We start from the raw sequence: 15,583 nt of genomic DNA on the forward strand, positions 1-15,583 counted from the left end.
TTAAAAACGCCACAAATGTAAAGTGATTCTAAATAATCCACAAATTTTATTTAGACTTTTTTCACATAATAATTTTAAGGAAAATTCATCAAATAGACTTCCCTTTTCAATAATCGATAAAATATCAAATAAAATCTGGTCTTTTTCTACTCAAAACCAATAAAAAGCTTGCTCAATATGCTCTATTTCAGGAATAGACTTTTTTATACTAATAGCTACTATATCGAAGCGAACCTCTTCTTTTCGCTTAAATTGTGTGGTAAAAGCGTCAGCTGCAGTAATTAATCGTCTGATTTGTGGGTTCTTTAAAAACTCTTGAGGGAGACCAAAATCGGTTGAGCTTCTGGTTTTAACTTCGACAAAAACCAAAAAAGAATCTACCTCCGCAATGATATCTACTTCTGCTTTTCTATACTTCCAATTTCTAGCGATGATTTGATACCCTTTATCTTGTAAAAAATCAACCGCTAAATCCTCTCCTAACCTACCTAATTCATTTGTTTTGCTCATATTTTGTGTTTAACTAAAAGCGACAGTCACCTGATTGTCTTGTGCTTCTAGTTCAACAATAGTGCCTAATTTTAACGCCCAATTGGAAGCGCCATGTCCAGCTGGAAAATTAAATACGACCGGATAGTTGTAGTCTTTCACTGCATCCAGAATGATTTCTTGTGCATTATAACCAAACGGAATTGAATTGTCGTGCATATCAGTCATTCCCCCTACAACAAGACCCGCCAACTCTTGCAGCATTCCATTTCGCTTGAGGTTATGCATCATGCGATCTACATGGTATAAATACTCATCCAAGTCTTCGATAAATAGAATTTTTCCCTTGGTTTCAATACTAGAAACAGAACCCAATAAACTATAGAGAATAGAGAGATTTCCTCCTACGATTTCCGCCTTAGCTTTTCCGTTTCTATTACCTGGAGCCGCAGAAATGGCATAGGATAAAGGCAAACCAAATAGCGCCTTATACAAGGAAGCTTTAGATTCTTCTTTTGCTAAGGGAACACTGAATGCCATAATCCCGTGAATGGTAGCTATTCCCAAGTTATGCACATGGCTGTGTAGTGTCGTTACGTCGCTGAATCCAACTATCCACTTTGGCTGTTGAGCCAACGATGAAAAATCAATTGCATCGATGATGCGCACCGTTCCATAGCCTCCTCTAGCACACCAAATCGCTTTGATTTCGGGGTCTTTTAGTTGCATATTGAAATCTGCAATTCGCTCAGCATCTGTACCACCTAACTGAAAATTATCTAACCCAATCGTTTGTCCTAAAACCACTTGCAATCCCCACGACTCTAAAAGAGCCACGGCAGGTTTCGCTTCTTCAATTGAAAATTTTCTAGCGGTGCAAACGATTGCTACTTTATCGCCTTTTTGTAAATAGGGAGGGATTGTATAACTCATGGTGATTATATTCAGATTTAAAAATCAAAGCGCAGCTGTACGGCTACGGGTTTCTTCGCTACTTTTATATTGTTTAAATTACTCAAAGATACGCCAATCAGACGCACTGAGTTTTGCAATTTTTCTTGGTAGAGCAATTCTTTTGCACAATCTAGGATAATTCCTGCATCGGCAATAAAATAGGGAAACGTTGTACTTCGCGTTTGCTGTACAAAGTCGGCATACTTTATTTTCAAGGTAACTGTTTTACCTGCTAGCCCTTGTTTTCGCAAACGCAGACTCAACTCTTCTACAATATGCTCCAGTTTATTTTCCAGGTACACCTCGGAACTCAAATTTTCATCAAAGGTGCGTTCGGTTCCCACAGATTTGGTCAATCGATCTGGGCTAACGGGAGAATTGTGAATCCCACGGACAATATAATAGTACGCCTTTCCAGCTTTACCGAAATGTTCTTCTAGAAAATCGATGGATTTCGCCTTGAGATCACGTCCTGTAAAAATACCGAAATGATACATGCGATCTGCAGTCTTCTTACCAATCCCAAAAAACTTTTTTATTTCTAGAGCCTCTAGGAATGCTTCTACTTCTTCGGGATTAATAGTTTTTTGTCCATTCGGCTTATTGTAATCGCTGGCCACTTTCGCCAAGAACTTATTGATTGAAATTCCTGCAGAGGCAGTTAATTGGGTACGTTCAAAAATCTTTTGTCTGATTTCCTGTGCAATTAATGTAGCACTAGGGCAGCCTATTTTATTTTCGGTTACATCTAAAAAAGCTTCATCCAATGCAAGAGGCTCAACCAGATCCGTATATTCATGGAACACCAAGCGGATTTGCCTCGAGATCTCCTTATAGCGATCAAAACGAGGAGGTACAAAGATCAGGTGGGGGCATTTCTTTTTCGCCAATATTCCACTCATTGCACTTCTTACGCCATACTGACGCGCTTCATAACTCGCTGCGGCCACTACTCCTCTTTCGCTACTTCCACCCACAACAATAGCCTTCCCTCTTAATTCGGGATTATCTAATTGTTCTACCGAGGCGTAAAACGCATCCATATCAATATGTATGATCTTTCGATTCATTTCAAGGCTAATTGGGTCAAAATTAATTGAAAAAATTCAGTTTCTATTCCTAAAAAAATTATCGTTTTTTTTTAACTTTTCCATGTAAATCAAAGCGGTATTACGTAAATTTGTAAGTATCTCAAATACTTTTTGAGTAAGTATGCGTTATTTCTAACAAACAAACGTTATAGTTACCATACTGTTATTTAATTAAAAAAATACAATCATAAAATGAATGATTTTTTAGCACAGGCCTTTATTTTTTTATTTGCTGCAGTAATTTGTGTTCTCATTTCTAAGAAACTAGGAATGGGTTCCGTCTTAGGCTATTTATTTGCTGGAGTTTTAATTGGTCCTTTTGTTTTAGGGTTTGTTGGGAAAGATGGAGCAGATATTATGCATGCAACTGAATTTGGGGTTGTCATGATGTTATTTCTTGTTGGACTTGAACTCGATCCCAAAGAGTTTTGGAAAATTCGGAAAGAAATTATCGGACTGGGAACTGCCCAGGCATTAGGTACCACCCTTATAACCACTGCCGTTTGTTACTTCGCCCTTAATCTAGGGATGGGAACTTCGATTACTATTGGATTTGTGGTAACCATGTCGTCTACGGCTATTATTTTACAGACCATTTCAGAAAAGGGGCTTAATAAATCGAATGTAGGAAAATCAAGTTTTGCTGTATTGCTCTTCCAAGATATTATGGTGATTCCTGTTATGGCGTTGATTCCACTATTGGCTGTTTCTAAAAAAATACCGATTTCAACCACACATAGCAGTATGCTTGATGGGCAACCCGTGCTCATGAAAACCATGGCTATTTTAGGGGCTATCACTGTTATTTTCTTGGTTGGAAACTATATTGTTAATCCACTTTTTAAATCTGTAGGACGTTTACAAATACGCGAAATTTATACTGCTTCTGCTTTACTACTCGTCATTGGTGTATCCTTATTGATGCAACAAGTAGGGCTGAGTCCTGCATTAGGAGCGTTTATTGCAGGTGTAGTTTTAGCGAACAACCCTTATAAACATCAATTAGAAAGTGATATTGAACCGTTCAAGGCTCTCTTGCTCGGTATCTTCTTTATTGCAGTAGGATCTACCATTAACTTTGGTATTATCGCTGCTGAGCCACTTATCATTCTTTCGTTGTTAGTAGGTTCTATGGCAATCAAAGCGATTGTTTTATTTGCTATCGGTAAGTGGAAAAAATTTCCAAAAGATCAATCGTTCCTCTTCGCTATTTTACTTTCTCAAATTGGAGAATTTGCCTTTGTAATTTTAGCCTTAGGAAAAACCATTAATATCATTGACCAAACGTGGTATGATTACCTCTTGGCAACAACCGCATTATCTATGGTGGTAACGCCTATTTTAATGTTGTTAAACGAAAAGTGGATTAGCCCTTATTTAGGATTAACTCCTTCGGCAAAGAATGATCAGCCGTATGATGATTTATCTCACATCAGTGCGGATAAAAAGATCATCATCGCTGGATTTGGAGACTTTGGAAATACAATTGGGCGTTTATTACAAGCAAATGACATTCCTACTTTAGTATTGGACAACGATGCGGAGCGCGTTGATCACTTGCGTAAATTAGGCTTTAATGTGTACTATGGAGATGCTACGTCCATCAATATTTTAAAATCTATTGGTGTAGAAAAGGCCGATTATGTTATTGCGGCTATGGATCCGCCAGATGTAAACCAACATTTAGTTGAAATACTACACAAAAACTTCCCTGATGTTGAAGTCATCATCCGCGCTAAAAACAGAAAGAATGCGTACGAGTATTTACAAGATGGCTTTACGGAAGTCTATCGAGAAAACTTCTTCACGGCTGTTTATGTTGGATCGGTGATGCTCGAAAAATTGGGATTAAGCCATGAAGATGCGAGAACACAAAGTGAGCTATTCATCCGAAGTGACCGTGCTTCCTTGAGAAAACTGGCTAAAAACATTCACAATTTAGAAGATTACATCACAGTATCTCGACTGGAGTTTGAGCAGCAATCTAACTTATTAAAAGAAAGTTTGCGTCAGAAAAGAGAAACAAAAGACACAGACACTACAGATACTACCGAATAAATACAAAAAGGGAGAGGCCAATGACCTCTCCCTTTTTTATTTCACAGATGTGATTACTTTTTATCTGGTGCTTTTTCCGTTGCTACTTCAGCTGTATTTCCTGTTGGAATAAAGAATTCCATTGGGAAACTTTTAAAGTATTTCAATACAGCCACAGCCAGTTCTCTCGTCTCCTTAAATGGAATATTTCTAGAGCGGAAAGCTAATAGAATAGATAGACCGAAACTCACAATAAAGTTCATAAATCCAATCAACCACATTCCGATAAATGCCCATACTAGAAGTGACGTTGGTGCTTCAAATCCTGATCCATAGAATCCGATGGCGATATTTCCACTGACAAATGTAATGTGTCGAATATCAATATCTAAACCGATGAAGGTTCCAATAGCCCCACAAGTACCCATAAATAGACCGAAACAAATATTCGAAGCTATACCTGGCCATTTGGTATCTACCCAGTTGGCGATTTTTGTTGAACGTTGAATTCCAAAATTATATTTCAACCAAGGGTGTTCTTGAATGCGGTAAAAAACGCGGTTGTGTTTATTTCTGTTGGATACATTACCAGAGATAATACCTGAAAGGAATAAGAAAATACCAGCAATACCAGCGTGAAACAATGCTTTTGATTCGATTGGATCAGCGTCAACAAGCATACCTCTCCATTCTTTTTGAGCAAGGTTTACATCAAAAACAGAATCAAATCCCCACATCAGTAATAATGCAATTGGAAAAGCTAAAATTACGTTTCCAATAAAGGCGATAAACTGAGAGCGCACTAATCGCGCAAACAATTTAGCAAATCCAATGTGTTTATTTGCACTGTCTACGTGTTGTTTTTGTCCGTCTTCAATTGCTTTAATAATCGCAGCAGCTGTCATCGCAGGTTGCTTCGTTGCTAATGTAAAGCCTAATAAATAGATTAAACAGAATCCTAAAGCATAATTCAAACTATACAACATAGCATGACCAAAAATACTGGCATCTAGCTTATGTGCCAATAGCTTGAGAATACACATAAAACCAACCACAATACCAGCCCCCATGGATCCTCTAAACATATGCCAGTACTCCCCTGCGGTTTTGGTTATGTAGTGTTCTCCTGTTTTGGCTGTGTGCTGTGTAATTTCATAAGAGATCAATTGCGTACTTTCCTTAATTAATCCCGATACGTTGTATTTATAACAGTTGTATCCGATTAATTTACGCGCCAATTGAATGGTATTTTGTTTCTGTTCTAAGGCAGTATCTTCTCCTTCAATAATGATGAGGGAAAGCAAAACGTCAACGCGTTGCAATTGCTGTCTTAAACGCAATAAACTTTGGTTGACCTTAATCGAAATTCCATATTTGGAGCTGTTCTTGAAGGCCTGGTTGACAAAATCCAAACACTGTTTATGAAAGATTTTAATTTGCTTGCAGTTGATATCACTAGGTGTCAAACAGTTGATATTTCCTTTTAGGATACTGGAAGCCACTTCCATAAACTCTTTCTCTAAAGCCAAGAATGGGCTTTCAAAATGAGAATATTCTGGCACCATGCTAATAATCGAACTCTCCATTGCTCTACCACTCATGCGTTGTGTGATTAGACCAATAGAGTTCAACAACTCGCCCATGACAGACTCGTCAGAAATATTAGTAAAGATGTCCATGAAGTTCAACTGATCGAATAGTTCTAACAGCTGCTCTTCTGGTATCAAATCAACCCATGCGGCATCTGTATGCTTGTGAAACACTTGGTTTAACACATACTCATAGGTATCTTTTTCGGGTTGATAAGGTAAAACTTTAGCCCATAAACGCTTTTTAACTTCGTAGAAGAAGTCAGAATCTTGTAAAATTCCCGCATCTGAAATCATACGGCTGAAACGTCTATTTGAAAGGATTTCTTTCAAATATTCAATCAAGGCTAATCGTTCGACTTCGTGGGTTTTTAAATAAGATGTAAAAGAATCTATGGAAACTCGATTTGTTTTTTTTATATTTCGCGGTCGAAAAATATGTACAAGATCGACTAAAAATGAAATATCTTCACTTGTATATATTTTACCATCAACTACATATTTATTAAAAAGCTCCTCAATTCCTTGAGGTGATTGCAATATGTATCTTAATTTCATTTAAAAATATATTTTTTTCTTAACAGTTGAATAGAAATGACTAAAACTTGGCATAAATTTACGCCTTTATTTTATATCCTATGATTGAAATCGAAAGAAAATTTCTTACCAAACGTACAAATTTTGAAACTTTGGCGCATTCGAAAAACACGATTGCACAAGGATACCTCAATAGTGATGCGGAACGCACAGTTCGCATTCGCTTAAAGAATGACAAGGGTTATATTACCATCAAGGGAAAAAGTAACGCTGCGGGAACCTCTCGTTTTGAATGGGAAAAAGAAATCGACTTCAAAGAAGCAGAAGCTTTATTAACTTTATGTGAAGACCATGTTATTTCGAAAACGCGCTACCTTATTCCTGTCGGGCGTCACACCTTTGAGGTGGATGTCTTTCACGGTAAAAATGAAGGGCTTATTGTAGCTGAAGTGGAACTTCAGGATGAAAATGAAAGTTTTGAAAAACCAGATTGGCTAGGCGAAGAGGTTACAGGGCAATTGGAATATTACAATTCCTATTTATCCAATCATCCTTTTACTACTTGGAAATAAAAGACGAGGTACCTTCGTTTTGCCTATAAAAAGTAAGCCCCTATTGATGCTCAATCAATAGGGGCTTCTTCACTAAGAAATCAACAATTTAAAAGAAACAACACGAAGTCATCTAGTTTATCTATTTATTTGAATCCATCCTGTACGCATTTTAGCATTGGTTACTACCACATAGTAATATGTACCTGAAGGCAAATTATTTCCTCTTTTGTCTTTACCTGAAAACTCATCGGTATAATATCCATTGAAGTTAAATACTTCAATTCCGTTTCTATTGTAAATTTTCAGATTCGTTACTCCATAGTTTGACAGATCTAAACGATCATTAATCCCATCCCCATTCGGTGAAAATCCTTTCGGCAATGGACATTCTTCATACGTGACACGGAAACTAGATTGGTCTGTACAATCTACCTTACCTTTACTCGATTTCGAATAGATATAGATCACCTGATCTACTAAGATCTGTTCTCCAGGTTGTAATTCACGTCCTTGCCCATCTGGTTCTGTAAAGTACTTGTTTCCTCTTGGCAATAGCGGCAAGCTATAAAGTTCACAGTACATCACTTGATCTTCTATTTCAAAGGCAGGAATAAACTCCAGAATTTCGATCGTCAATTTACTTTGATACGCGCATCCCTCTTTCACCCCATAGACATACAATTGATGCTTGCCTACGTTCTCAAATACATCACCGCCTTCCCAACGCTCTCCTTTTCCATAAGGCTCTGTATAATATGCTTCTCCTTCTGCTAATTCAGGCAATACGTAACTTTGACAAGCGAGAATAGGCTGAACGGTTGTTGCAGTCAATATTGTATTGACGATTAAAGAAAAACTACTGTAGGTGAAACAATGGGTGTGTTTGTCCCCTAGTTTCACGTATATTTCCGTCGGTTCTACCGCCGTTGTTGTATACGTTGTTGGCAGACTATTGATATTGGCTAATAAATCTTCCTCCGAAGCAAAATAGGTAACCAATAAATCTTTCGCTTGTAAAGACCCTATGACCTGTTTATCATTTTGAGCCAAATCATACGTATAAGCAAATCCAGGTTCTCTATGACAAGTATATAAATTCATCGGTTTTGTTATCTGAGGTTTCTCTTTAATAAAGCGGAATTCTTTATCAATAATTTGCTCATTCCCATTACAATGTAGGTACGTAATACGCCCTGTATAGGTTACTGATTGATCAATATTTACATTAATATCTTGCTGTTCCGTCAAGAATTCTCCATCTTTTAACCAGCTAAATGTAGCGATTGATTCTCCACTTGGTACAAAACGCCAAGCCTCATTCGCTGCTGTCCATGTTCCCACATTTCGATTTGGAGGAACGACAGCTGCAGTTCCAGTTGCATTTTGAATTCCAACTACACCTAATCCGCCGTTGAAATTTGAACAACTCGGTCTATTTTTAATATACACTTCAATAATATTTGTGCCTTCGTAAAGTACAATTTGAGACGTTTGCGTTGTTCCATCCACATCATTAGCATCATATGGACATCTAGCAGCATCAAATAATCCTAAATGATAAATATTAAAGACCAAAGCACGACAAGGGAAAGTTCCTAATACTTGGTAATTAATAGAATAATCAGCTGGCGAATTACGAGGGTACAAATCTTGCATCACACCAAAAATCGTATTGACATAAGGTATAGTACTTGCATTTGAACTATTCGTCGGTAATTGTATCGTTGGATTCATCGAATATCCCGAAGAAGAATTCGGGCTATACAGTCCATTTTCGGTATGTCCTTTTACACTAAATGTAATCATCCCATTAGTTCCAATCAACACTTTATCATAAGACTTGCCATAAAAACAGAAATCGAAACCTAAATCAATCACATTAGACCAATAATCATCTTCCGTTAACGGAATCAAATCTCCTCCAACAAATGGGAAAGGAGGTTTGTATTCAATGGCTTCTACAGTATAATCAGAAGTATCTTTGATATCAAAGTAGCTTGCCTTTAAATCAAGGTTTACGCTTTCATCGTCACAAATAACATAACTTCCGTCTTCTGTTTGTGGCAAATCAATAGGTTCTACTTCAATATTAGCACATCCCGGTGGGTTAAAAATATTAAATAATACGGCAGGGCTCCAAGTTCCTTGTTCACTATCCGAACAAATCGCGCGTACATAAACATGGTAGAAAGCGCCTTCAACGGCATCCCTGAATACATATCTCGGTGTATTCTCTACTCTAATCCCCGCATTTAATGGCGTTGGATCAGGTTGATTTGATTCTACAATATAAACCTCCCATTGTTGTTCTTGACCAAGAGGTGTCCACGTAATTTCAATATTGGATGAATTTGAAATTCTGACCGCTTGGACGTCAATCACATCCTTACAAGTAAAAGGTTTAATCCATAAATTATCAATAGCAGCAGGTGGTTGTTCTCCACTGCGATTATCTTGTTTCCATTCGAAGACAATGCGAACATCTTGTCCTGCGAAGGCACCAATATCCATTCGGGTTTGGAATCGCTGAAATTCTCGACTATTAAAGAAGCCTCGTTCATCGATAGCCACTGCTTGATTTGAACTAGCAACACTTACCCCCGCTTCTGGGATATATGATAATGGAACAATCCAAGCCTTTACAAAATCTACTCCCACATTTTCTCTTGCCCTACTATCATATTGCTGTTCTCCTTGCGAACGCCAATCAAAACTAATTTCCAATTGCTCTAGGTTGGCAGGAATATGAATGTTTTTATACGCATGTACAATTTGATTTTTATTGAAGGTGTATTTGTTACTCACTCCATTGTCATTTGAAATATACAAGGCTTTATTTCCGCCATTATTCACTGCATTTCCAACAACCCATTGATTCGGTAATGCATGTGTAACACCAATTTTCAATGTGTCTTCAAAATCTTCATAATACGGTAGAGGATTCACTGAAACCAAAGGCGTTGTAGCAATAAAAGGTCCCGTCCATAAACTTGATTCCCCTTGGCTACAAGCCGATCGTATCCAGACATAATACATCGTCCCTTCCTCTAAATTCGCAAATGTATAATTCGTTTCGGTCGTTGTATGAGTTGGAACTGTTGTTTCGTTCGCTCTTATATTCTGATCCGTGGTCAAGAATAAATCATACCCATTTTGTCCACTTTGTCCCGTCCAACTCACATCAAATCCTTGGTCTCTTATTCCTCCAATCGTCACTGCTGTTGGCGGTAAACAACTCTTGATAAAGAATTCAATATTGTCAATCGCAGCAGCTGGATTTTCACCAGTACTTGTGTCTTGCGTCCATTCAAAAATAATACGCATGGTACGGCCTAAGTATTCTTGAGCCGGAATTGTAATATGTTCGGTGGCAAAGGTTCTACTTCCAGCGTAGTATTCTTGCCCTAATCGCACAGCACGACGGTTATCACTTTGTACAAGAACACCCGCACGTGGAGTATAATCCGCAGGAACAAACCAAACGCGGAAATTATCATAGCTTCCTTCTCCTAGATTACGCCAATCAAAATTCAATAACAATTCGATTCCCGTAGCTGGGATAGCAAAATCCTTGTATACATGAGAGGTTTGTCCTCTTCCTGGCACTGTTTGTAAGTAATTATTACTTAATCCATTGTCATTCGAAATATACAAAGCCTTTGTTCCGCCATTATTCACTGCATTCCCAATAATCCACTTATTATGGGTGTCATTTTGGTATGCAAAACTTGGGTTTTGTTCAAAATCTTCTGTATAAGGCAACACCGCAGGAGTCAATGTTGTTTGTACAACAAGAGGGCCTACCCAAAAACTTTTATCGCGTCCACAAACGGCGCGAACCCAAAGGGTATAATAAGTTCCTTCCGCTAAATCTGGAAACACAAAGTTGGTATTCATCGAACGATAGTTTCCTGGTGTCTCTGCTGTTGGAATGTCATTCGTTGTAGTTAAATACAAATCGTAAGAACGCGCTCCATCTCCTTCCCATGTTGTAGCAATTGTACGGCTTGTTACCGCACCTGCAGCAAAATTTCTTGGCGGACTACAAGTCACGACTTCTATATTCAGATTATCAATAGCAGCAGCAGGTTGATATCCGCCACTATTATCTTGTTGCCATTGAAAAACAAGACGATACACTTGTCCTTGAATGCCACCTACCTCAACGACAAAGTTTTCTCTCTTAAATTCTGTTTGTTGACCAAACATTTCATGTCCTACAGGTATAGCTCCAGCTACACTTGTTGAGATCAATGTACCTCCAACTGGTGTATAAGAGGCTGGTACCAACCAAACGCGGAAGAAATCATAGTCTATTTCTCCTAAACAACGCCAATCAAATCCAATAGACAATTCGGCAGCATCTGTAGGAATTCTAAAATCTTTATAGGCATGTACCACTTGATCATACGCTGTATAATACGTATTATTTGCACCTTGATCTTCACTGATGTATAATCCTTTTGTTCCTGATGCCTGTGCAGCAGTACCAATATACCAACGATTATTTCTATTTGTCGTAAAGTCAAAAGTAGGATTCGATTCAAAATCTTCTACATAAGGTAAATCAACCGGTGTATTTGCTAAGGTTACCTCTTGTGGTCCAACCCAATCACTTTGATCCGTATTAGAGCAAGCAGATCTCACCCATACCCAATAGGATTGTCCCGCTGTTAATCCTGCAAAAGCATGAGAAGCAGTTGATGTACGGTGCGTAGGTACCGTTGTACTTGTTGGTATAGGTGTAGCCGTTTGACTTAAAAACAGCTCGTATTCTTGTGCCCCTGTTACGGCTTCCCATTGTGTCTGGAATCCCTGATCTGATACATTTTGTACTGTAATTGCAGTAGGAGCTCCGCAGAATGTCGTCGATAATGCTAAATTATCAATAGCTGCTGGTGGATTGTTTCCACTATATAAATCTTGTGTCCACTCAAAAACCAAACGCATGGTTTGTCCTGCATAGGTTTGTGCATCGATATTAATCGTCTCTGTGGCAAAAGCAGTTGCATTACTATAGGTCGTTCTACCTAGGCCTATTCCTCCACTAGAATTTGCTGTTATTGGCACGCCTGCTTGTGGAGTAAATGTCACAGGGACCCACCATACTTTAAGCACGTCATATCGGTCTTCCCCTTTGCACATCCAATCAAACTGTAGACTTAAATCAACCGCTCCTGTTGGAATAGCAAAATCCTTAAACACATGAGACGTTACAGGATGTGGAACGTTTCCTGTATAAGCATGGGTTTGTCCCCCATCATTAGAAACATACAAGGCCTTTGTTCCACCGTGATTCACGGCTTGTCCAATAAACCATTGATTGATGGTATCATTGATTATTCCGTACTCTTGTGCTGCTTCAAAATCATCTGAAAAAGGCAAGTTTGCAGGAACTAAAGTCGTTTGTACCACTAGAGGCCCGATCCATCTTGAAGCCTCTGTTCCACAAGTTGAACGAACCCAAATGTAATAATTGGTCGCTTGATTTAAATTTTCAAATGTAAAAGTGGATGTATTTGATGTAAAAGAAGCAACAGTTGATGCAGTAGGCGCTTCATTCGCTGTAGCCAAATACAATTCATACGCTTGTACATTGGTTCTCGATTGCCAAGAAGTAGTAATTGTATGTGCTGTAAAAGCATCCACTTGTAACTCCGTAGGCTCGCTACAGTGAACAGGACTAATGACTACATTGTCAATAGCTGCAGGATTTTGACGTCCATCTCGCTCATCTTGTTGCCATTCAAAAACAACACGTACTGTTTGTCCTTGAAACTGACTCACATCGACATTCTTCGCAAAGGAAGTAAAAGTATTGGTTAAATATAATTCTTCCGCATTGATTGCCAACGCCTGCGTCTGGGTTCTAATGGCTTCCCCTGCCTGTGGTAAATAAGAATTGGGTACTAGCCAAACACTTAAATAATCCGTAGGCTTATAATTGCCAATATTCCAATCATACCCTTTTTCACCTTGGGCACGCCAATCGAAACTTAGCGCTAACATATCTACGTCTTGTGGAATATCTATATTTTTATACGCGTGAATGATTTGACTTCCCTCGTAATTATACGTATTGCTCACACCGCCATCCTTCGTAATATAGAGCGATTTTTCTCCTCCGTGATTCACTGCATTTCCAACAAACCATTGATTGGGTTGAGCGTGTGTAAATCCCCAACTTGGACTCGCTTCGAAATCTTCTGTATAAGGCAAGCTAATACTAGAAATTAAGGGTGTTTCCATGAAGTAAGGTCCCACCCAAGTGCTATTTTCTCCAGGTTGACAACTCGAACGAATCCACGCATGGTATTTCGTCGCTTCATTTAAATTCGAAAAGGAATAAGTAATCTCACTTGTGGAAGCCAACGGAGTTGTTGTATCTGTTGGAATTAAGTTTAAATCTGTTGTAATAAAAACGTCATACGCTGTGGTGTTATTTGAAGCTGCCCAAGTAAGATCAAAGGCACCCGCTCTTAAATTGCTTGTACGCACCCCTGTTGGTGCTACACAATTGATCGCCGTAACGTTTAAATTGTCAATTGCTGCTGCAGGATTATTTCCTTGACTTTCATCCTGAGACCATTCGATTAGCAAACGCATCGTTTGCCCTGCAAAAGAAGCCGCGTCTAAAAGTACTTGTTCTCGTTGAAAATTTGCAGCGTTAGAATAGGCATTTTGCCCCACGCGAATCATAGCGCGATCTCTTTCATTTATCTTCGTCCCTGCCTGAGGTACGAAGGTGATCGGTACCAACCAAACTTTAAAATTGTCATAGGAACCTTCGCCCACACATCGCCAATCAAAAGCTATGGCTAATTTTAAAGCATCCGAAGGAACTATAAAGTCTTGGTATAGGTGAGAAACTTCTCTCCTACCTGTATTAGGATTATATTCATTCGATTGTCCTCCATCTTTGGAAATATACAACGATTTACTTCCTCCATGATTTACAGCAGTTCCTACCACCCATTTGTTAACCGCATCATTGACGAAAACAAAGGAAGGCGCTCCTTCAAAATCTTCGTTATAGGGCAGGGTCTTCGCAATTAGTTGCGTTTCTACTTCTAGAGGACCAATCCAAATACTGGTTTCATCCTCACAGATAGAACGTGCCCAAATAAAATAAGTTGTTGCTGGTTGTAATTGATCAATGATCAAATTATTCGTTGTCGCAGTATAGGTTCTCGCATTAGCACTAGAAAGAGAAGCCTCTGTACTCAGGCGAACTTCATATCGTTGATTGCTACTAGCAATCCATTCTAATTTCATTGATTCAGCTCCAATCGTGTTTAACTTAAAATCCATGGGAGGAGCACAAGACACTTGTTCCAATTTCAAATTGTCAATAGCTGCGGCTGGTTGAGCACCGCCACCACTTTCTTGTTTCCATTGAAAAACGAGGCGATATACTTGTCCACCCTGTCCTTGTACAGGAACGATAATAGTCTCATTCTTAAACACCGCATTTTCATGATAATATCGCAGACCAATTGGTCTAACCCCGGCTCTATTTGGGTCAATTGACGTACGAGCTGCTGGTATATAGTCCTGAGGAACCAACCAAACACTCAAATAATCTTCCTCATGCTCCCCAACTGAACGCCAATCGAAAGAAATGGCAATATTTTCAGCATCTTGTGGAAATATAAAATCTTTATAAACATGGGAAACTTGATTTGAATACAACGCATATTCATTGGTTCTACCCTCATCTTTGCTGATGTATAACGCGTGATCTGCATTACTTTTTGCTCCACTTCCAATATACCATTGATTGGTTATATCATTGCTAAATCCGACTAAGGGAGCCTGCTGAAAGTCTTCAAAATAAGGTAAAGAAACGGGAGTCATAGGCAAGTGAATAGCGAATGGTCCTGCCCAATTGCTTTGCTCATTAAAGCTATTTTCACAAGTAACTCTTATCCAAACATACACGTTGACCTGATTGGTAGGTAAATCCAGCGTTAGCGTAGTCTCTATGGTGGTATGCGTTGGATTCATAAGTCCTGCTCCAGGTACACTCGTTGGACTCACAAAGAGGTCATAGGAAATAGCATTTGACATCGCTTCCCATCCTAAGGTATAGGAATCTGCAGAAACATTCAGCAGTTGAATAAGCTCTGGCGGTTTACAAAAAGCAAATGTCGGAGCTTCTGTGTGTTCCTTTGGTTTGGATAGTACTTCGACATCCGCTGTCTGAAGCGTTACTTTATCCTTACTTACTTCTATATTGGCCCGTAGGACATAGCCCCACAAAACAAAAAAAAGTAACGTGACTAAAAAGGTATTTCTTACCTTTACCTTGTTCATACTTTCAGTGTTTTAA

7 protein-coding genes are annotated in these 15,583 nt (G+C 38.7%); 2 read left to right on the top strand and 5 right to left on the bottom strand.

Features of this window, described 5'->3' with window-relative positions; all coding sequences use genetic code 11:
• Positions 1-150: 150 nt before the first annotated feature.
• Genes ACUTSE_RS11205 through dinB form a run of 3 tightly spaced genes read right to left on the bottom strand, consistent with a single transcriptional unit; the run spans position 151 to position 2,513 of the window.
• Positions 151-510 (bottom strand): YraN family protein, encoded by a 360-nt coding sequence (locus ACUTSE_RS11205; protein WP_002988187.1) that lies wholly within the window; start codon positions 508-510, stop codon positions 151-153.
• 9 nt (positions 511-519) lie between these two features.
• Complete coding sequence (locus tag ACUTSE_RS11210; protein WP_445640281.1) at positions 520-1,422, bottom strand: S66 peptidase family protein; 903 nt, start codon at positions 1,420-1,422, stop codon at positions 520-522.
• Positions 1,423-1,439: 17 nt separating this feature from the next.
• Positions 1,440-2,513 carry a DNA polymerase IV gene (gene dinB, locus ACUTSE_RS11215; protein WP_115091967.1) on the bottom strand — a complete coding sequence of 358 codons (1,074 nt, stop codon included), beginning with the start codon at positions 2,511-2,513 and terminating at the stop codon, positions 1,440-1,442.
• Positions 2,514-2,726: 213 nt separating this feature from the next.
• On the opposite strand from dinB, the gene ACUTSE_RS11220 reads away from it, so the two are divergent.
• Positions 2,727-4,592, top strand: a complete 1,866-nt coding sequence (locus ACUTSE_RS11220; protein WP_259189299.1) for a monovalent cation:proton antiporter-2 (CPA2) family protein — start codon at positions 2,727-2,729, stop codon at positions 4,590-4,592.
• Positions 4,593-4,645: 53 nt separating this feature from the next.
• Here the strand turns inward: ACUTSE_RS11220 and ACUTSE_RS11225 are convergent, their stop codons facing one another.
• Complete coding sequence (locus ACUTSE_RS11225) at positions 4,646-6,718, bottom strand: site-specific recombinase (RefSeq protein ID WP_445640282.1); 2,073 nt, start codon at positions 6,716-6,718, stop codon at positions 4,646-4,648.
• An 80-nt stretch (positions 6,719-6,798) separates the two neighbouring features.
• Here ACUTSE_RS11225 and ACUTSE_RS11230 point away from each other — a divergent pair, with 80 nt between their 5' ends.
• A complete protein-coding gene (locus tag ACUTSE_RS11230; RefSeq protein ID WP_445640283.1) occupies positions 6,799-7,269 on the top strand; it encodes a CYTH domain-containing protein in 471 nt (156 codons plus the stop codon).
• Between the two features lie 117 nt (positions 7,270-7,386).
• On the opposite strand, the gene ACUTSE_RS11235 is transcribed toward ACUTSE_RS11230, so the two are convergent.
• Positions 7,387-15,567, bottom strand: a complete 8,181-nt coding sequence (locus ACUTSE_RS11235) for a fibronectin type III domain-containing protein (protein WP_445640284.1) — start codon at positions 15,565-15,567, stop codon at positions 7,387-7,389.
• Between the last annotated feature and the right edge of the window lie 16 nt (positions 15,568-15,583).

It is taken from the genome of Myroides sp. TSA_177.3 (assembly GCF_052691955.1).

Coding starts and splice junctions, on each gene's coding strand:
- ACUTSE_RS11205 (WP_002988187.1), bottom strand. CDS start 510: ATGAGCAAAACAAATGAATTAGGTAGGTTAGGAGAGGATTTAGCGGTT.
- ACUTSE_RS11210 (WP_445640281.1), bottom strand. CDS start 1,422: ATGAGTTATACAATCCCTCCCTATTTACAAAAAGGCGATAAAGTAGCA.
- dinB (WP_115091967.1), bottom strand. CDS start 2,513: ATGAATCGAAAGATCATACATATTGATATGGATGCGTTTTACGCCTCG.
- ACUTSE_RS11220 (WP_259189299.1), top strand. CDS start 2,727: ATGAATGATTTTTTAGCACAGGCCTTTATTTTTTTATTTGCTGCAGTA.
- ACUTSE_RS11225 (WP_445640282.1), bottom strand. CDS start 6,718: ATGAAATTAAGATACATATTGCAATCACCTCAAGGAATTGAGGAGCTT.
- ACUTSE_RS11230 (WP_445640283.1), top strand. CDS start 6,799: ATGATTGAAATCGAAAGAAAATTTCTTACCAAACGTACAAATTTTGAA.
- ACUTSE_RS11235 (WP_445640284.1), bottom strand. CDS start 15,567: ATGAACAAGGTAAAGGTAAGAAATACCTTTTTAGTCACGTTACTTTTT.